17 protein-coding genes and 1 pseudogene are annotated in these 18284 nt (G+C 44.3%); 6 read left to right on the top strand and 12 right to left on the bottom strand.

What is annotated here, in order from left to right:
- The first annotated feature begins 3 nt into the window (after positions 1-3).
- The gene (locus AB4589_RS11350; protein ID WP_372100477.1) at positions 4-3102 is read left to right on the top strand and encodes an efflux RND transporter permease subunit; all 3099 of its coding nucleotides are present in this window, start codon (positions 4-6) and stop codon (positions 3100-3102) included.
- A 91-nt stretch (positions 3103-3193) separates the two neighbouring features.
- Here AB4589_RS11350 and AB4589_RS11345 read toward each other — a convergent pair whose 3' ends face one another.
- The 5 genes from AB4589_RS11345 to AB4589_RS11325 all read right to left on the bottom strand — a co-directional run bounded on the left by AB4589_RS11345 (position 3194) and on the right by AB4589_RS11325 (position 9287).
- The gene (locus AB4589_RS11345) at positions 3194-3682 is read right to left on the bottom strand and encodes a hypothetical protein (RefSeq protein ID WP_372100475.1); all 489 of its coding nucleotides are present in this window, start codon (positions 3680-3682) and stop codon (positions 3194-3196) included.
- 168 nt (positions 3683-3850) lie between these two features.
- Positions 3851-5827, bottom strand: a complete 1977-nt coding sequence (locus AB4589_RS11340; RefSeq protein WP_372100473.1) for an alkyl sulfatase dimerization domain-containing protein — start codon at positions 5825-5827, stop codon at positions 3851-3853.
- A 266-nt stretch (positions 5828-6093) separates the two neighbouring features.
- Positions 6094-7083 carry an HlyD family secretion protein gene (locus tag AB4589_RS11335; RefSeq protein ID WP_102249541.1) on the bottom strand — a complete coding sequence of 330 codons (990 nt, stop codon included), beginning with the start codon at positions 7081-7083 and terminating at the stop codon, positions 6094-6096.
- The gene (locus AB4589_RS11330) at positions 7083-7724 is read right to left on the bottom strand and encodes a magnesium transporter (protein WP_102249542.1); all 642 of its coding nucleotides are present in this window, start codon (positions 7722-7724) and stop codon (positions 7083-7085) included. The genes AB4589_RS11335 and AB4589_RS11330 overlap by 1 nt, the downstream gene beginning before the upstream one ends.
- Before the next feature lie 633 nt (positions 7725-8357).
- Positions 8358-9287, bottom strand: a complete 930-nt coding sequence (locus AB4589_RS11325; protein WP_065679598.1) for a hypothetical protein — start codon at positions 9285-9287, stop codon at positions 8358-8360.
- Positions 9288-9617: 330 nt separating this feature from the next.
- Here AB4589_RS11325 and AB4589_RS11320 point away from each other — a divergent pair, with 330 nt between their 5' ends.
- The 4 genes from AB4589_RS11320 to AB4589_RS11305 all read left to right on the top strand — a co-directional run bounded on the left by AB4589_RS11320 (position 9618) and on the right by AB4589_RS11305 (position 13231).
- On the top strand, positions 9618-10553 hold the full coding sequence (locus AB4589_RS11320; protein ID WP_012604424.1) for a LysR family transcriptional regulator: 936 nt from the start codon (positions 9618-9620) through the stop codon (positions 10551-10553).
- Between the two features lie 217 nt (positions 10554-10770).
- Entirely contained in the window at positions 10771-11148 is a 378-nt protein-coding gene (gene gloA / locus AB4589_RS11315; protein WP_012604423.1) for a lactoylglutathione lyase, read from the top strand.
- A gap of 14 nt (positions 11149-11162) precedes the next feature.
- Positions 11163-12260, top strand: a complete 1098-nt coding sequence (locus AB4589_RS11310) for an alkene reductase (protein WP_269336044.1) — start codon at positions 11163-11165, stop codon at positions 12258-12260.
- Between the two features lie 110 nt (positions 12261-12370).
- Entirely contained in the window at positions 12371-13231 is an 861-nt protein-coding gene (locus tag AB4589_RS11305; protein ID WP_372100470.1) for a DMT family transporter, read from the top strand.
- Positions 13232-13325: 94 nt separating this feature from the next.
- Here AB4589_RS11305 and AB4589_RS11300 read toward each other — a convergent pair whose 3' ends face one another.
- From AB4589_RS11300 to AB4589_RS11275, 6 genes and pseudogenes are all read right to left on the bottom strand, one after another.
- Positions 13326-13754: a MarR family winged helix-turn-helix transcriptional regulator gene (locus AB4589_RS11300; protein WP_017101603.1), complete on the bottom strand. Its 429-nt coding sequence runs from the start codon at positions 13752-13754 to the stop codon at positions 13326-13328.
- A gap of 17 nt (positions 13755-13771) precedes the next feature.
- Positions 13772-13876 (bottom strand): annotated as a pseudogene (locus tag AB4589_RS11295) (hydrogenase); the annotation flags it as partial.
- Complete coding sequence (locus tag AB4589_RS11290; RefSeq protein WP_012604419.1) at positions 13877-14371, bottom strand: peptidylprolyl isomerase; 495 nt, start codon at positions 14369-14371, stop codon at positions 13877-13879.
- A 238-nt stretch (positions 14372-14609) separates the two neighbouring features.
- A complete protein-coding gene (locus AB4589_RS11285) occupies positions 14610-15209 on the bottom strand; it encodes a thiol:disulfide interchange protein DsbA/DsbL (protein ID WP_009847171.1) in 600 nt (199 codons plus the stop codon).
- Positions 15210-15300: 91 nt separating this feature from the next.
- The gene (locus tag AB4589_RS11280; protein ID WP_372100468.1) at positions 15301-15660 is read right to left on the bottom strand and encodes a hypothetical protein; all 360 of its coding nucleotides are present in this window, start codon (positions 15658-15660) and stop codon (positions 15301-15303) included.
- A 149-nt stretch (positions 15661-15809) separates the two neighbouring features.
- Entirely contained in the window at positions 15810-16418 is a 609-nt protein-coding gene (locus AB4589_RS11275) for a TetR/AcrR family transcriptional regulator (RefSeq protein WP_372100466.1), read from the bottom strand.
- 167 nt (positions 16419-16585) lie between these two features.
- On the opposite strand from AB4589_RS11275, the gene AB4589_RS11270 reads away from it, so the two are divergent.
- A complete protein-coding gene (locus AB4589_RS11270) occupies positions 16586-17572 on the top strand; it encodes a glycosyl transferase family protein (protein ID WP_371709119.1) in 987 nt (328 codons plus the stop codon).
- 238 nt (positions 17573-17810) lie between these two features.
- Here the strand turns inward: AB4589_RS11270 and AB4589_RS11265 are convergent, their stop codons facing one another.
- A complete protein-coding gene (locus AB4589_RS11265) occupies positions 17811-18044 on the bottom strand; it encodes a hypothetical protein (RefSeq protein WP_012604416.1) in 234 nt (77 codons plus the stop codon).
- Between the last annotated feature and the right edge of the window lie 240 nt (positions 18045-18284).

Genomic DNA, 18284 nt, shown 5'->3' with positions numbered 1-18284 from the left:
AGCATGAAAATCATAGAGACTATTTCCAACACTCGACTGCTTATCTTAATGACAGCACTGCTGATGGTGAGTGGTATTTCTGCGTTCATGACGTTGCCACGTGCAGAAGACCCAGTAATCATCAACCGTTACGCGAACATCACAACCAGTTTCCCCGGAGCCAGTGCCGAGCGTGTTGAAACCTTGGTAACAGAAGTTATCGAGAACAAGCTGCGTGAGCTGAGTGAAGTTAAACTCGTGAGCTCAACCTCAAGGCCGGGCGTGTCTATTGTCACCTTAGAATTGAATGACACCATCACCGAGCCTGAGCCAGTTTGGTCTCAAGCTCGCGACAAGCTATCTGACATCGAATCCATTTTGCCTGCGGGCTCTCATTCTCCCGATCTCGACAGTGATCATACCTATGCTTTCACAACTATCGCATCTCTAACCTGGTCTGGTGCAGGTGAACCTGACCGATTAACACTCGGGCGCTATGCCAAAGAACTCGCTAAGCGACTAAGAACTTTGTCGGGTACTGAATTCGTTGATGAATACGGGATGCCACAAGAAGAGATTCAAATCAGTTTACGTACGGCCGATGCCGCCGCGTTGGGGCGTTCAAGTGCCAATATTGCTGAGTCGCTCGAAGGGGCAGACGCCAAGAACTCCGCCGGCGAGTTAGTGAGTGCTTATTCTCGCTTTGGCTTAGAAATTAAATCTGAACTCGATTCTATTGAACGGATTAAGCAAGTGCCAATAGCCACTGATAGCAAAGGTCACATCATCCGTATGGAAGACATTGCTTCTGTGAAACGTGGTGAGAAAACCCCACAAGACCAGATTGCCATTATTGATGGTGAGCCGGGTGTGATTGTCGCGGCAAGAATGCATCCTGATCTGCGAGTCGACAACTGGACGTCGCGAGCTAATGCTCTGATTGGTAAATTTGAGCAAGAGTTACCAAGTAACGTTAAGGTGACGGTGCTGTTTAATCAGCAAGGTTATACCGAGACTCGCTTAGACGATTTAGGCAAAAGCTTGATGATCGGTTTTGGTCTGATCTTGATTGTTCTGTTTGTCACTTTAGGCGTGCGTGCCGCGATCTTAGTGGCCATTTCTCTGCCGTTAACCTCATTATTGACCCTGTCGATCATGAAAATGACCGGTGTACCGATTAACCAAATGTCGGTGACAGGCCTAATTGTGGCGCTCGGAATCATGGTTGATAACGCGGTGGTGATGGTCGATACCATTCAAGCTTATCGCTTGAAAGGGCAACAGCGCGCTGAAGCGACCATGAATGCATTGAAGCATTTATGGGTGCCGTTATTAGGCTCAACCTTAACTACCGTGTTGGCGTTTGCCCCGATTATCTTGATGCCGGGAGCATCGGGTGAATTTGTCGGTGGTATTGCGATTACCGTTTCTTTCTCATTGATCGGCTCTTACATCATCTCGCACACCTTAATTGCGGGCTTAGCGACCAAGCTACTGCCGAAACAACTCAGTGATGTCGACAAGAAAGGGCAGCACCATTGGTACATGACGGGTTTGAGAATCCCGGCTTTGACGCGCTGGTTCTCATCTTCTGTCCGTTTTGGTGTGACGCATCCAATCATCACTATAGCTCTTGTGTTATTGGTACCGTTTACCGGTTACTGGAGTATGTCTCAGCTGACAGAGCAATTCTTCCCGCCATCAGACCGAGATATGTTTGAGATTCAGGTGTATATGCCACCTCAAGCGAGCATTTACGCCACCAAAAACACCTCTGAAAAAATAGACGACATCATTCATCGTTACCCTGAAGTGGAACGCATTGATTGGCTAGTGGGCGCAAACTTCCCATCCTTCTATTACAACCTGCAAGCAAGGCAAAATAACGCGCCGTACTTCTCGCAAGCCATGGTGAAAACAGAGAACTTTGACCAAGCCAATGCGCTAATTCCACAGTTGCAAAAGGTGTTGGATGAAGAGGTGCCGGAAGCACAAATCTTGGTACGTAAGCTTAACCAAGGGCCTCCATTTACCGCACCCGTTGAACTGCGAGTGTATGGTGAAAACCTCGATACGTTGAAAGCGATTGGTGAGGATGTGCGATTGATTTTGGCGGGTGTTCCTCATGTGACGCACACAAGGGAAACGCTGCAACCAGGTACGCCGAAGGTGTGGTTGAAGGTTGATGAAGACACCGCAAAGCTGAATGGTATTTCATTGAACCAGTTCGCAGGTATGCTGCAAACTACGCTGACAGGTCGTGAAAGTGGCTCTGTGATTGAAGGCAGTGAATCGGTGCCAATTCGTGTTCGTGTCGCGGATGACGCGCGTGAAAACTTAGCGCATTTAAGCAATATTCGTTTGCCGATAAGCTCTGAGGTGTACTCAACAGGCATCAATGTGTCGACTCTGGCTGAGCTTGAATTGACGACTAGTCGTGGTGCGATTACTCGTCGTAACGGGCAGCGTGTCAATACCATCGAAGGTTACATTGAAGCGGGTGTTTTGCCTCAAACCGTACTTAATGAATTCCAAAAACGCCTAGAAAGCTATCAGATGCCATCGGGTTACACGATTGGTTTTGGTGGTGAATCCGCTGAACGAGATAATTCAGTCAACAGCCTTATCTCGAATGTCGCCGTTGTGGTGGTATTGATGGTGTTGGTGGTGGTGATGTCGTTCAACTCGTTCCGAATGAGTAGCATTATCTTCATGGTAGCAGGATTGGCTGGTGGGCTAGGGCTGTTATCGGTGTGGATCTTCGGTTATCCGTTCGGCTTTACGGTGATTATCGCCATGCTTGGGATTGCAGGCTTAGCGATTAACGCGGCCATTGTGATTCTGACGGAATTGAAACTCGATAAGCAAGCCTCATCAGGCAATGTGGACGCGGTCGTTGAGGCAGTGATGTCGTGTACTCGCCATATCAGCTCGACAACGATTACAACCGTTGGTGGCTTTATGCCATTGATTATTGCTGGTGGCGGTTTTTGGCCTCCATTTGCAGTCGCGATTGTCGGCGGTACAGTATTAACCACGCTTATCTCGTTCTACTTTGTGCCTGTGGTTTATCATTTGATGACTAAAAATCAGCGTAAAAACATAGTGACTCAAGCTGCGTAACTGTTTTTCAATTTAACTGCTCTTCAATTACCCATAATCGAGCCGTATCTGGTTCGATTATGGCGTTGTTCTCTCACTAAATTCATTCCAACTACCCTTCAAAAATATCACTAAGCCAATCTTCAAGTTGCTCTCGTTTATCTTGTGGGCCATTGATGATCACCAAACCGTTTAGTGTCGCGTGATCCCAAGAGATGGTGCCAGTAGCTAGCGCATCGAACACATCGAGTTCCGTAATCAGTAATAGATCTTCCTCTGTAGGCAAAGTATCTCGACCTGACACATCGACACCTTTCTCAAGTTTAACTTGGCTGTAATGACCTTTAATTGCTTCGAATAAGTTGAACTCAATTTTGCTTGGGTGGGGTTTCGCAAGCGCAGCCTTGATGGCAAAGAGTCGAAAATGATCCGGTTGATTGAGGTTGTTGAATTCATCGTCTTGTCTGGCTGTGATGACGTTGCCAAAGACTTCTAGTGAACCGGGCTCTGTCACTAAACTAAATCCTGTATCTTGGTGAAGACCACAAGCGAAAGTTAGGGAAGATGTGAGTGAAAGAATGAGAGCAAATCGTTTTAGCATGTGTGAACCTTAAACGAACTAGGGCAGTTTTCTTACTTCAACAATAGATCGAGATTGTTGAGTGAAGGTTGCGAACTGTACCAATAAATAAACGATAAAGGGACCATAATAGGTCCCTAAGTTATCGGCTCGCCATCCTTAGCATGCCTTTGCTTGGTGTATATCTAATTAACGAACGATTAGCATGATCTCTTCTGGAGTCATTGGCTTATCGAAGTAGCTCATGAATTGACCGAAGCCTTTGATGTCGCCGTTCGAGAACTTGAATGTACCAGACTGTAGGTTGCTACCAATCACTTGTTGAGCGTTTGGACCCGCAATCAAGATTTGGTTCAGTACTGCACGAGTGGTGTCGATTTGAACGTCTGCGCCTTTTACTGCTTCTTCGTGTAACTGAGCAATACCGTTACGGATTTCGATAGTGAATGCTTCGTTCGTATCAGAGAAGTTGTACGTTAGCATCATGTTCACGTCTAACGAGTTTTCTGCGATAAGCGTTGAAGTCATCATGTCGAAGATCTGCTTACTTGGTAGCGCAGTAAGCACGTCAACAGAAGCGAAGCTGATCATGTTAGAGAAGTCACGTTTGTTCTCTAGTTCAGCCGCCGCGTTAAGCGCCCAGTTACGCCAGTTGATGTTCACTTGGTCTGCAGCCCATGCTTTGTAAGCTTGTGCTTTCATCTCGCGAGCTTCCATATCTTGCTTGTTTACCGTGATTGGGTAAGAAAGAATTTCTGCTGCAAATGTGTAGTTTTCAGCCTTAATTGCTGCTTGTGCAGTCGTAAGGATGTTCTCACGGCCGCCCATGATCTCTACGAACGCTTTAGCACGTTGCTCGTAAGCCATTGGCTCTAATTGCCATGGATCTGCTTCGAAGAAACCGTTGTAACCAACGTAGATCTGACGAACAGCATGTGCAACGGTACCGTAGTGCTCTCCTAACCAAGGGTGCTCAGCAAGGTGCTTAGGAAGTTTAACGACTTCAACTAGCTCGTCCGGCGTCATACCTTTGTTCATGTAACGGATAGTTTGGTCATGCGTGTATTGAATCGCATCACGATAAGCCGTTAATACGTCAGATACAGCTTCTTTACCTTCAACAGGACGACCGTGAGAGTTAATCATGATCTCAGTGTCGAACTTACGCATTACGTCGATGCCCTTGAACCACATTGATGGGTCACGGAATTTAGTACCGCGGATGGTGTGAAGGTTAGGGAAGTTCTCACCTTGAAGTACTTCAGCCGCGTGCAGGATTTTCTGCTCTGGGAAGTAAACCACTAACTCATCTTTAGTTTCAGATGGCACGTTCTCAATGTGCATCTTAACGCCAGCAATTTCAATTTCAATGTGGCTTTGGCTTGGTACAAGCAGGTTTGGTTCAATGAACGAGATAGCACCTTGCATGAAACGTGGACCAAGGCCGTCGTTTACTGTGCCGTGCTCACCTTCTTCTACGTGCTTAGCACCTGTGTAAGAAGTACGGTGACCAAATAGAGTACCTAGGTTTGAAGACCAGTTAGCCACTGCTGCGGTTAGGCCTTCTTCAGCGATGATTTTTACTTCGCCTGATGCTACTTCTTCATCAGTCACCCATGCACGCACACCAGAGATGTGGTCGATGTGGTTGTGAGAATAGATGATGGCTTTAACCGGCTTGTCTGTGATTTGACGGAACTGTTCTTTAACCGATTGAGCCATTTCTACCGACTCGCCTGGATCAACAATGATGATGCCGTCCGTACCTTCGATCATTACTGGTGTATCTAGGCCGAAACCGTAACCAAGGTAAACGTTGTCATCCACTTTAATGATTGCTTGGTCCATTTTACGACCATGCTTGGTGAGGATTGGATGAACGTGATCAGATTCTTCAGTGTAAGCCAGTGAGTCGCCCGTTTTCGAAACAACTTGGATGCGCTCGCCTTTGCCCCAGAACATGTTTGACTTGTGTTCGAATAGAACCTCGCTCTTGTAGCGAGCATCAAGGTCAATGTTTTGGTATTGCGCAGCATTTGCTGTCTGAAGTTCTTGGCCTACTTTCGATGTCGCTTCTACAGTTGGCGTTGCAGATGCAAAACCAGAAGCAAATAGAGCGCTCGCGATAGCAACAGGAAGCGCCATTTTTTTGAATGTATTAGTCATGGTCGTGACCTTATGTTTGGATACAGGAATTGGATTTCTTGAGTCAAATAATAGAGGTGGGAGAGATCGCTATCTACGCGCTAATAGGATATCGATATATCGTTTTTTCGATGATTTATTTATTTAATGATTGTATTGGCGATTTATCTTGATCTAAATCAATTAGTAAGTGGGGCTTGTGATAGACACAAGAATGCCCTGAAATTCAGGGCATCTAATTTGGAACTAATGGCTGTTATATAAGTGTTTACCGAGAATCTGAGTACTTACCAAGCACCTAAGTAAGACTTGTAAGATTGTAGGCGAACCGTTGCTGCGCCGATTACATCGATGAAGCCCCAGAACGGATGCGGCTTCTCAGCCGAGATCCAAGCCGCGCCAGTTGAACCAATAGGGATGTTGTAACCTTCTGGTTCGATGATCTCAAGTACGATAGTACGACCTAAAGCATTACCGTTTCTTACTACGTGTTGACCGACACTTTGTGGCCCCTGAAGTGGAGAAATACTCGACTCACCGGTACCTGCGTTAAAGCTGTGTACTTTTGCTCGGAACACGTGGCCTGGGTATGCATCAACGAAGAACTCAGCGAAGTCTCCTACTTGAACATAGCCGTAAGTTTGGTCTGAAATGCGCATCTCAAGGAACTTTTTGTTGGTGTTGTAGAGGTGCATGTTACCCATTACAGAACCTTCAGCAATATTCACTATCGAAACCTGACCATCAAATTCAGCCCTAATGGTTTTCTTCTCTTGCGCCCAGTTCACTTTTTGTAGATCAGCTTTTAACGACACAAGTTCAGCGTGCAGCACTCGAAGATCAGAGTCGTATTTTTCTACGTCACGCATATTGAAGATTTCTGGTGACGTTTCAGCACGCTCTAAGTCGCGAGTCATTTGCTTGATTTCTTCTTCTTTCTGAACAATTGAAGATTCGATCTTTGCTTTGTCTGCGGCTGAGTCAATGTCGACGAGTGTGTAAATTACGTCGCCTTCTTTAACCATTTGGTTGTGCTCAACAAGCACTTGGTCGATCTGCTGGCCAAAGATTGGTGACATCACCGCGTGTGGTGCTTTCACTGTGGTTGAGTTGGTTAAATCAACGGGTGCCCACAAGCGAGAGATAACCGCCAATACCGCAAGAATCGTTACGCCGCCAATGGCAGCCCAAGTGTAGTTTTTGAAGTTCTTCTTCAGTGCGCCTGTCGCAAACAGTGACCATACAATTAGGATGTATGGAATCATCATCTCTTTCATTATGCGACCTCTTTTTCTGTAGAGGATGGTTTTTTTGGAGTCTTTTCTTCTGAAGCCTGTTCTTTTGAAGGCTGAGCTTCTGAAGACGGTTCTACTGGAGACTGTTGTGTTTGAGACGGCTCTGTTGCCGATTTTTCAGGTGATACGTGGACTGCGGCTGCCTCTGAATTGGTCGCGTCTTGTTTAGGCTGCACACCACGGCGAATGACATCACTCAGTGATTGACCAATATGTTTCCAGTTCGCTAGCGCGATAACCAAGGCGATAACCCAGAATGTTTTGCTGATGAAGAGCCCGCAAAGTGACAGTGCAAACACGATCTGTACGTGAGCGCTTTTGTGTTCTTTTGCTTTATGCACACCCAGTTCATGCAACTGCCACATGCCGTAAACACCGGCTAATACCACAGCAATGGTCACCGAGAACAAGTAACCAGAGAAGTACTCCATCTGGAAGAAGTTCATCATCATTTCATTAGGATGATTGTTGAATTGAGACATGTCGATGTCTTTAGAATGGATAGTGCCTAACGGTGCAAGAGCCCATGCACCAGCAAACATTACCGCCATAAACAGGCAGAATTTAATCAAGACCATCACAACGGCCCAGATTTTCTGGAAAATGATTTTTATAAAGTTCATATCTCAACCTACATCAATAAGAAGAGAGAATTTGCAGCCTAGAAGTCACCTTTAATGACATCTTAAAAAGTAGATGTCTATTATGTGGGTAGATTAGTGCCCATAATAAACAAAAGTAATAGATGATATTTAAAATGATATTGCACAGTCCAGACAACCGATTCTCGGTATCAAGAAGCGAATATGCTTCTCTACAAATCAATCTTTATTATTTGTCAGCAGACGTAAATGAAATGGCTATGAAGCGTTCGAATTAATATTCGCGCGGCTTTCTAGCGACTGTTTTTATTACGTGTATTACCTCGACAATCGAGGGGCTCTTCCATGACAATTGACATACCAAAGTAAAACATTTGTCAGTTTTCTATTTGGGCTGGTGATTGATTTGTTAGCAGGATAATAGGAAGAGTTTTGAGCAGTATCTACCCAGAATTACGATTTGATAATATCGTAATTACGATTAGTAGTTATAACTCTAAATCGGTAGGTCGATTTATTTGAAAAGGCTCATATACAGATAGAAAACATTGTTCATTAACTTGGTTTGGATCATAGAAGTCGATGAAAAGTACTAAAAAGACTGGCCTAAAATATTGAATAAATTAGACCAGCTCTAGGGAGGATTTTAATCGATTATTTGAACGGGTTTAATGTAACAGGAGCAATAAAGAATTTTAGGTTCCAATCTGGTGCATATGGCACATACTCAGCTGGATTGGTCGTATTAACATTTGCGTCTGGTTTCATTACGTAATATTGAAGTTCTACACCCCAACGAACAGGCATCGGTCCAATCTTAAACATATCGATATAGCCTAACCCGACAGGTACAGTAAATTGGTCGGAACCATCTTTTGTCCAATCAATTTGAATATTAGGCGTCATACCAATTAACGCGGTGTTGCTGACACGATAGTTTAAGAAGTACTGGATGTCCGCTTGATTGGTTGATTCAGTAACGCTGTCGCTACCGCCTACATCCCACCATTGCTGAGCTAAGAAACCAACGTTCCAGCTTTCAATACTTGCTGGGTTACCGGTTTCTTTACCAAGGCGAGCGACCATTGCCGCAGGGCCTACTTGCCATTTATCTTGGGTTAAACCATCAGTACCAGTTGGCATGATCACCGTTGGACCAACACCCCAAATCCAGCCGTCATCACGGTTAGGCGCTGCCATTGATAGAAAGACAGTGTCTCCCATACCGTTTGTACGTCCTTCAAAGAAATCACCGTTTTCACGATCGCCTGGTGAACTGTAGTGGTTGGCAACCAAACGGTTCACCAAGTTCCATTCACCATCCATTATAGGAACCGGCATTACTGGTTGAAAGCTGAAGCGGTTTTGCATCTCATGGTGACCATCTTCTTTTTCTAGAAAAGTATAATCATTTTGAGTAATTAGCATCCATACATCTGATACTGGGTTTGCTGATTTTTTTGCCGCTTCTTGAACTGAGAGTTGTTCCTTTTCAGCCAGCGCAGAACCAGAGTAAGCGATAGCCGCACCGCTTAAGAGTAGGGAAATTATTTTAGTGTTTTTCATATTGATACCGAGGGTCATTATTTTGGTGCCATTGTAGTATTCACAAAAGGAATGTATATGTACCGAACGGAAACTCAGTGTCATGTAATTTGAGACAATGTTGTGATTTCAAAGCGCGTCGCATGAAGTACGCCCCATTATTAAAGGGCTTACGGAGAAGGGAGGGCTTTATTGTCTCAATATATGAAGATTTATTGAGGGTTGATGAGTGTGAGTAAAGTCTGGTTAATATGCTATTTATTAGCAAAATAATCGATGCGTTATACCTTTAACAAATGTTTTTATTGACGATATTTAATCGTTTTTACGATAGCATGGTGTTTATGGTCGCCTAACGAGTAATGATATATGAGCAACGAAATCCCCAATTTCAACCTACTTGCTGTGTTTTCTGCGGTGATGGAGCAGGGCAGTTTGAGTAAAGCCGCGGATCAACTCAGCACCAATCAATCGACCATTAGTACCGCATTGGCACGACTGAAAAAAGAGATAGGCCAAGAGCTTTTTGTTCGTAAAGGACGAGGTGTTACGCCTACTTCTTATGCTCAAAGTTTGTATGAACAAATCAAAACGCCGATTCATGAATTGAATGATGTATTTCAGTCGATGGCTAATTTTGATGAGCAATCCTCTGAACGTAAGTTTGTGATTTCTTCACCTGAGCACTTACAGTGGATTTTACTCAATAGTTTTGCTGCGCTTCCTAATCAAAATCTATCGCTAGAAGTCTTTGACCAACCAGACAGTGATGAGCGTATTTACGAAGACCTTTTGACTCAAGAGTTCGATGCAATGATCGATATTGTGGTACCTGAACACCCAAGCATTGTTAGTGAAACTCTATATGAAGGCGAGTTTGTTATTGTGTGTAGAGAGGATCACCCGAGAATTCAAGGTGAAATCAGCGAAGCGCAATTCATGAATGAAAAGCATGCCGTATTAGATAGAACACGGCGGAAAGTTCGCAGTTTAAATCACTACACATCATTGGATTTATCTAAGCGTAAAATCGTGTTTCACGGCCGATCACTGTTCAGTAATATCTTGCTATGTAGCCAATCGGATTACATCACCGTAGTGCCTTTATCTATGGCTGTGCAGTTTCAAGAAAGGCTAGGTTTGCAGTTGTTTAAGCCACCTTTTGAATATCAGCCTATATCTCACTATTTGATTTGGTTAAAGAAGCAGAATAATGACCCTGCTCATAAATGGTTCCGAGAACAAGTCATCAGTACATCAGATGCGATGTCGAAGACGCTGAAAGATAGGCGTTTGCGGTTTTAATTGAGAGTCTAACTCGAAGGGAAGCATTGGCTTCCCTTTTTTGTGTCATTGAGTTCGTGCTAGTCATAAATTTCATAACAAAAAATTATCACATTGAGAATTTTTGATAATTTCCTTAATTCCTCGGTGAATCGTATTATTTCACTCAGAGATTAGTGGATAACCTCCACTCAAAATCATAACGGCGCCATGCTTGTGGTGCCAATAAGGGTGAAATATGAAATTCCTACACACAATGATCCGAGTTGCTGATTTAGATAAGTCTATCGAGTTCTACACCAAGGTATTGGGAATGAAGGAACTTGAACGCCACGAAAACAACGACTACCGCTACACATTGGTTTTCGTTGGATACGAACAAGGCGGCACGACTATCGAGCTCACGTACAACTGGGACACGAATGAGTACGAGATGGGCAGCGCGTTTGGTCATTTGGCATTGGGTGTGGAAGATATTTACGCCGCATGCGACAAGATCAAATCACTGGGTGGCAACGTCACTCGTGAAGCGGGGCCAGTAAAAGGTGGCTCAACGCACATCGCATTTATCACAGACCCAGATGGCTACCAAATCGAACTGATTCAACTAGGTTAATCGAGGATATAACAATGACAAACGCACTATTTCAACCAATTCAACTTGGTAGTATCGAACTTAAAAACCGTATTGTTATGCCACCGATGACGCGTTCTCGCGCAACGCAACCTGGCAATTCAGCAAACGATATGATGGCGTCTTACTACGCTCAACGCGCTTCTGCAGGTTTGATTATCGCTGAAGGCACACAAATTTCACCTATGGGTCAAGGTTACGCTTGGACTCCGGGTATCTACTCTGATGAGCAGATTGCGGGTTGGAAAAAAGTCACCGATGCAGTACATGAAAAAGAGGGCGTTATCTTCGCTCAACTTTGGCATGTAGGCCGTGTAACACACCCAGACAACATTGGTGGTGAACAACCAATTTCGTCTTCTGCACTTAAAGCAGAAAACGTAAAAGTATTCATCGATAATGGCACTGATGAGCCGGGTTTTGTGGATGTGGTTGAACCTCGTGAGATGACGAAAGAAGACATCAAAAACGTGGTTGGTCAATACCGCCAAGCGGCTTTGAACGCGATTGAAGCGGGCTTTGATGGTATCGAACTTCACGCCGCGAATGGTTACTTGATTAACCAATTCATCGACTCTGAAGCAAACAACCGCACTGACGAATACGGTGGCTCAATTGAAAACCGTTTACGTTTCCTAGGTGAAGTGGTTGAAGCTATGGTCGAAGCGATTGGTGCTGACCGTGTAGGTGTTCGCCTTGCTCCGTTCACATCGTTGAATGGTACGGTTGACGCTACGCCAGTAGAGACTTACACAGCGGCGGCGGTGCTACTTAACTTATACAACATTGTTTATCTGCACGTTGCAGAAGTCGATTGGGACGACGCACCTGAAACGCCAAAAGCGTTTAAAGCAGCGGTTCGTAAAGCTTACAATGGCGTGCTGATTTACGCAGGTAAATACGACAGCGAGCGCGGCGAAAAAGCGGTTGCTGAAGGCGTAACTGATATGGTTGGTTTCGGTCGTCCATTCGTCGCAAACCCAGATCTACCCGCTCGTATTCAAAATGGTTACCCATTAGCAGCGCACGATCCAAACACATTGTTTGGTGGTGCTGAAAAAGGTTTAACGGATTACCCAAAATACGCAGGCTAAAAATAGCTGCCTGAAGCAGAGTATTGAGATAATATCTCGATCCTGTTGAATGTTTATAAAAAGCAACCTTGCAGAGTCGGGTTGCTTTTTTTGTTATTGGACCAAGTAAGATGATGAAAGCGATGCGCGGAGAGCTTTATCTCCTATTTGCTACCTTGTTAGCTGGGATTGGATGGATTGCATCTAAGCTGGTGGTGTTAGAAATGCCTGGGCCAGTGTTCATTGGTGTGCGATTCTTCGTCGCGAGTTTGATTCTTTTGCCATTTTGTATTCATCACATTCGTAAGCTTTCGCTTAAGCAGATATTTTCTCTTTGCGGCGTTGGCTTGTTGCTGTCTGCTTCATTGCAAGTATGGGTATTTGCGGTATCAATGACGGAAAGTTTGTCGGAAGGAGCGTTTATCATGAGCTTAGCCATGATCATCGCGCCGTTTGTCTCTTGGATTATATTTCGAGTTAAGCCTAATCGTGCCTTCTGGATGTCATTTCCAATTGCGATTATCGGTATGTTGCTACTGACCCTAACTAACGGTTGGCACGTTGAGCAGAGTCAGCTCTATTTCCTATTAGCATCGATGTTGCTTTCGGTTCACTTTGTGATGAATAAGCGAGTGATTACTAATATCAAACCTATAGCTTCAATTTGCGTGCAGCTTTTTGTGGTGGGTGTTAGTGGGTTAGCGTTTGCTTCGATGACTACTCAACCAGAGTTTGAAATAACTCAAACCTTAATATTCTGGTTTATCGTATCAGCGGTTGTGGCGACATCGATCCGTTACTTATTGCAAACTGTTGGTCAGCACTCCGTGAACATGGAAGTGGCGGCATTGATCATGATTCTTGAGCCAGTGTGGACATTGTTATTGAGTGTCAGCGTGTTGGGTGAAACGGTTGAGATGCAAAAGCTACTTGGCGGAGCGGTGATTATTGGCTCGCTATTTTGTTATATCAAATGGTCGAGACGAAAATAAAACACTCGGCGCAAGGCCGAGTGCTCGTTGGTTGTTAGCGCATGTTTATAGCTCATTAAGCATGTACTAGCAGTAAGCTCCGGTCACAGTAAGATCAGATTGCTGCGACCATCTTTTGAAGTAGCTTGATCATCTGCTGTTGTTCTTCAGCGTCCAACTCATTCATCAGTTCTTTGTTTAAACGAGTAGGGATTGGAATCAACTGTTCTTCGAGTGCTTTCCCTTTTTCCGTTAAGTAGATTCTGAAAGAACGACGACTGTTTGGATCGGCTCTGCGTTCAACCAGCTCAAGCTTTTCTAGCTTGTCTAGTGTGCGAGTCGTCGTTGAATTCTCGACTTTGGACTTTGCCGCGATATCACGCTGAGTAATACCTTCCTCTTCCCATAGGCACATCAAGGTTGGCCAGAGCGCAATGGTTAAGCCATGTTCTTTCAATTCTGTGTCGAAATCTTTGCTCGCTTTATTGGCGATCACGTTGATCATCCAACCAAAGCTATTTTGCCTATCAAATTCTTGTGACATCCGTCAATACCTAATTCTTATGATGACATTACAACTATTGTCATCGTAACTAATACCGATGCAATTAGCACCAACATTGCTTCGTTATTTGATAAAAAAGCGAATTGACTGCTAATTTTGAATTAATCGCGAATCGTGACCTTGGTAATCACAATATCTTCGCAAGGTACATCTTCGTGTCCCCAGCGAGTAGTGGTTGGTGCAAGCGCAATCTTGTTGACCACGTCCATGCCTGCCGATACTTTGCCAAACACTGCGTAACCCCAACCTGCGTTGCTGGTCGCGGTATGGTCAAGGAAATCATTGTCGTCAAGGTTGATAAAGAACTGCGCCGTTGCTGAGTGTGGTGCGTCTGTACGAGCCATTGCCACTGAGCCAATCACGTTCTTTAGTCCACGATTTGCTTCATTGACGATAGGTGCGTGTGTTGGCTTCTCTGTCATGTCGATAGTGTGTCCACCACCTTGAATCATGAAACCCTCAATCACACGGTGAAATGTGGTGCCTTCATAGAAGCCTTCTTGGCAGTATTTAAGGAAGTTTTTTGAACTTACTGGCGCTTTCTCAAGGTTAAGTTCAATTTCGATGTCGCCAAAGTTAGTGGTCAGAATAATCATAAAGGTGCCCAATGTTCGAGTACTAATATTTTGAGTACTACAGAGTAGTGGATGACGTAATAGGGTGCAGTATATGAGAAATAACGACGGATGCCAGTGAACAGTGATTCTGACGTGTATTCAAGGGCGATCTGAATGATCTTCGAGCGTGCCATCGCGCGTTCACTTCATTCGTATAGACAAGAAAGCCAGCGAACAGGTCGCTGGCTTTGGAGGTTTTAAAGATTATTGCTTTTGATTAAAGCGTTAGAAGGTAATTCACCAGTTGGTTGTACTCTTCGTAGCTCTTGATTTGATCCGGTTTTACGATGTATTTGTTGTTAACTAATACGCCTGGAACGCCAGTTAATGTGCTCGCATCAAACTGCTTATCAAAACGCTTCTGCATTGAGTTAACTGCGAAACCGTTGTAGGCCGCATCAAACTTCTTCGCATCGATACCGTTATCAATGAAGATCTGGCGCAGTTCCGCTTCGTTTCTTGGAGTCTGTTGCTTCTCGTGAATTTTGGCGAACATTGCTGGAACCATATTGTCTTCAGCGTCGAGTGCAATCATGGTCGCGTAAGCTTTTGCCATAGGCACAGCCATGTCGTTTCCCATAAACGCTACATGCACTTTTTGAAAGCTTGCTGACTCTGGTAGATCTTGTTTAAGGAACTCAATGACGCCTTCAAATTTGTAGCAATGAGGGCAGTAAAACGAGAAGAACTCGGTAACGACAGGCTTATCTGCTTTCGCTACGTCGAGGATCTTGTAGTGAGTACCTTCTTCAAACTGAGCGGCATTAATTGAAGCGCTCATGATCAGAGCTGCGAATAGGCTAAATAGCTTTTTCATGTGTTATTTCCTAAATTTGGATGTCATTGTTTACAGCGATAGAGCTGTATTAGTAATACGTTGGCAAGCGTTGCCAAACAGGGACAAACAATTAAGAAATAGGAGGGCGATAAGGAGCTTGTGGCGACATGATTGCCTTGTGTGAAGGCTCTTTCTCGATCAAAGCCAATGAACCAATTTGGGTATCAAAAGACTCTGACACAATCAACGGTGGCATTTTAAGCAAGCATACAGAGCCACAGCAGTGGTGTTCTACATTGGGTTGCGCGCTGGAATATGGGAGTGAGTCACTGGTGTCGAATGAGGAATCGGTGTTCAGCGATAAGGTTGATAGATTTTGAGTTACCTGCATAGCATTGGCGTTCGCGATACTGTCCACACTGACGGTGGCCACTAACATAGCGAATAGCATAAAAGCATGTACCCAAATTTTGCTTATCAACTTTGGCATGGAATATTGGTCTTTGTGTCCGAATTAAGGTTGGTATGAATCACATTCTGCAACCGCTAAACAGGAAAGCGTAGAACGAGCGCATGATACATCACTCGTTTACGCATCTCTAATTAAACCCAACAAAACTTAGCAGAGCTCAACTTTTATTACGCTTGGTACTGTTTAAGGAACATCTCGACACTTGAAGTAATGATCACTTGTTTGTGCGCAGCATCCGGTGACGGCGCATGACCAATGATCTGTGGCCAAAATGCAAAAGATTTCAGCAGGGCGATAAACTGAGTGGATGCAAACAATGGGTCGAGTTCAACCAAACGCCCATCAGCCAATGCCGCTTTGATCCAAGTCGTCAGGCCGCTTTCTGCTTGAGAATATTTTTCCATCGCTTGATGCGCGAGTTCTGCGTTATGAAAATATTCAGAGAACAGTACGCGAGATAAGTCGATGAAACCTTCAGACTCGAGAAGCTCAAGTTCTTGGTTGGCTATAGAGGTAAGTTGTTCATCTAGCGGTTGTTCGGCTTGATAGGGGAACTGAGTCGCTGCGAGTGTTTTGCTCCAAATGCTGTCTAAAATCTCATCCAGTAGCAGTTCTTTACTCGCAAAGTGATTGTAAACCGTGCGCTTTGATACTTCCGCGCGGCTCGATATTTTATCCATGCTGGTGGCTTTATAGCCATGCTCGGTAAACTCTGCGATGGCAGCGGCCACGATAGATTCGCGTTTTCTTTGGCTTAGTGTTTTTTTTACCGTCATCTGGATATTACTCAATATGTCGCGGTTAGCATTGCATACTCTAATTTTACACCAGTAAGTTTACTTTTAGAATACCAATCAGTGTATTGGTAATTAGCACGCTAGCACCTGAATCGCTTTGCAATGAACTGCGGGTGTCATAGAATCGAAAACGTATTCGAATTTTATTGATATCAACGGAAGAGAATAAACAATCAATGAGTAGTATTTTAGAGTGTATTCGTACAGTTGGACGAGGGGAAAGAGGTCGTAAGCCTTTGTCGTTCGAACAAGCCTACCGCATCATGGATGAGTATTTAAGCGGAGAGGTCGGTGACGACCAAATGGCTATGCTACTGATGTTGATTCGTGTGCAGAATGAAACCAATGAAGAGATCGCAGGCTTTGTAAAAGCGTTTCAATCTCGAGTGCCAGACTTAGGTGCTGATATCGATTGGCCGTGTTATGCAGGTAAGCGTAACGATAACGCCAGTGGAAAGCCTTGGAACCTGTTGGCAGCAAAAATTCTAGCTGACAACGGCTATAAAGTATTAATGCATGGCTACATGGACAAACCCAGTGGTCGTACGCATGCCGAAACGCATTTAGAATGTGTCGGCGTTCGCAGCGCGCAAGATCCGCAAGACGCAAAGCAGATTCTAGAAGCCGATGGTATTGCTTACTTGCCTTTGGCGAACTTCGCCCCACAAGCTCAAACCATGATTGGTTGGAAACATCGTTATGGACTGAGAACTCCGATTAATACCGTTGTTCGTGCATTGAACCCTGGTGGTGGACGTTTAGGCTTGCGTGGCAGCTTTCACCCTGGATTCCCACAGCTTCATGCAGAAGTTGAGCATGTGATTGGCAATAAATCCCACTCGGTGATTTCATTTAAAGGCATGAATGGCGAATCAGAATACAACCCCAAGGTAAGTCAAACGGTCTGGATGAGTTCTCCTGAAAAGGTAGAATCTTTCTACTGGGAAGGCACCATGAACACCCAACTGCCTCTACCTTCTGAATGTGTACTGGGTACACCGGAAGATGAGATGGAGCTGATGGCGAATAGTGTTGTGGATAGTATGACGGCGATTTTATTTGCAGAAACGCATGATAAGGCTGAAGCTTACTCAAAGGCAGCGCGTTTGTGGGAAGCCTATTGCACTCGTTAGTAGCTACTAGCCAGTCGTTAAGAGCTAGCAAATAACGTATAGCGATTGAAATCGTGAATGAGAAGGTCAGCGAATGCTGGCCTTTTTCGTATATTTACCGTGGTAGGTATTCGCTGTTGAATTAAGTAGGCAATCATTGTCAAGGTGATTGCCTACTCATAACATGTTATTCAACGGTGTTCTGTGCTGTTGACCATGCTGCTTAAGCTTGCCGAACAAGACATGCGTTATGACTGCGCTATTTTAGGAATAGGCCGAAGTCGATCTCTTGTTCTCTTCCGTATTTAACCAGTTTCACTTTCAAGTTGTGTTCTGCTGCAAGATCAATAGCTAAGTTAGACATGCGCTTTATCTCATTAAAACAGCTTGAGATTAGGGGCTTTTCTTGGTTGTCGACAGTAGCGATAAGTGTGTTCTCTGTACCTTCGTTGTCTGCATAAACATACGCGTACATGTTGTTGTCGTGTTGCATAAATTACCTAAGCTGAGCTTTTTATTATTAGTGTGATGAAGGTTACAGTATTTATGTATTCAGGCTAGCTTATGGGAGGAATCAAAGGTAAGAGTTTGTAAGCGGTGTTTAAATTTTTGCTTCATAGGCATGCGTGCAAGCCTTTTGTTACCTCGTTTTTTGCTTTGGTAGGTTTTGCCTATCAATAAAATTGTTGAAATCCATTTAGTAAAATCAAGATTTTAGACAACAATTAAGGTA

The sequence above is a fragment of the Vibrio sp. 10N.222.49.A3 genome (genome assembly GCF_041475145.1).
Classification (GTDB): Bacteria; Pseudomonadota; Gammaproteobacteria; order Enterobacterales; family Vibrionaceae; genus Vibrio; species Vibrio tasmaniensis_A.
Note: the sequence above shows the minus strand (reverse complement) of the source record. Positions and strands in the feature narration are given on the sequence as shown.

Coding starts and splice junctions, on each gene's coding strand:
- AB4589_RS11350 (WP_372100477.1), top strand. CDS start 4: ATGAAAATCATAGAGACTATTTCCAACACTCGACTGCTTATCTTAATG.
- AB4589_RS11345 (WP_372100475.1), bottom strand. CDS start 3,682: ATGCTAAAACGATTTGCTCTCATTCTTTCACTCACATCTTCCCTAACT.
- AB4589_RS11340 (WP_372100473.1), bottom strand. CDS start 5,827: ATGACTAATACATTCAAAAAAATGGCGCTTCCTGTTGCTATCGCGAGC.
- AB4589_RS11335 (WP_102249541.1), bottom strand. CDS start 7,083: ATGAAAGAGATGATGATTCCATACATCCTAATTGTATGGTCACTGTTT.
- AB4589_RS11330 (WP_102249542.1), bottom strand. CDS start 7,724: ATGAACTTTATAAAAATCATTTTCCAGAAAATCTGGGCCGTTGTGATG.
- AB4589_RS11325 (WP_065679598.1), bottom strand. CDS start 9,287: ATGACCCTCGGTATCAATATGAAAAACACTAAAATAATTTCCCTACTC.
- AB4589_RS11320 (WP_012604424.1), top strand. CDS start 9,618: ATGAGCAACGAAATCCCCAATTTCAACCTACTTGCTGTGTTTTCTGCG.
- gloA (WP_012604423.1), top strand. CDS start 10,771: ATGAAATTCCTACACACAATGATCCGAGTTGCTGATTTAGATAAGTCT.
- AB4589_RS11310 (WP_269336044.1), top strand. CDS start 11,163: ATGACAAACGCACTATTTCAACCAATTCAACTTGGTAGTATCGAACTT.
- AB4589_RS11305 (WP_372100470.1), top strand. CDS start 12,371: ATGATGAAAGCGATGCGCGGAGAGCTTTATCTCCTATTTGCTACCTTG.
- AB4589_RS11300 (WP_017101603.1), bottom strand. CDS start 13,754: ATGTCACAAGAATTTGATAGGCAAAATAGCTTTGGTTGGATGATCAAC.
- AB4589_RS11290 (WP_012604419.1), bottom strand. CDS start 14,371: ATGATTATTCTGACCACTAACTTTGGCGACATCGAAATTGAACTTAAC.
- AB4589_RS11285 (WP_009847171.1), bottom strand. CDS start 15,209: ATGAAAAAGCTATTTAGCCTATTCGCAGCTCTGATCATGAGCGCTTCA.
- AB4589_RS11280 (WP_372100468.1), bottom strand. CDS start 15,660: ATGCCAAAGTTGATAAGCAAAATTTGGGTACATGCTTTTATGCTATTC.
- AB4589_RS11275 (WP_372100466.1), bottom strand. CDS start 16,418: ATGACGGTAAAAAAAACACTAAGCCAAAGAAAACGCGAATCTATCGTG.
- AB4589_RS11265 (WP_012604416.1), bottom strand. CDS start 18,044: ATGCAACACGACAACAACATGTACGCGTATGTTTATGCAGACAACGAA.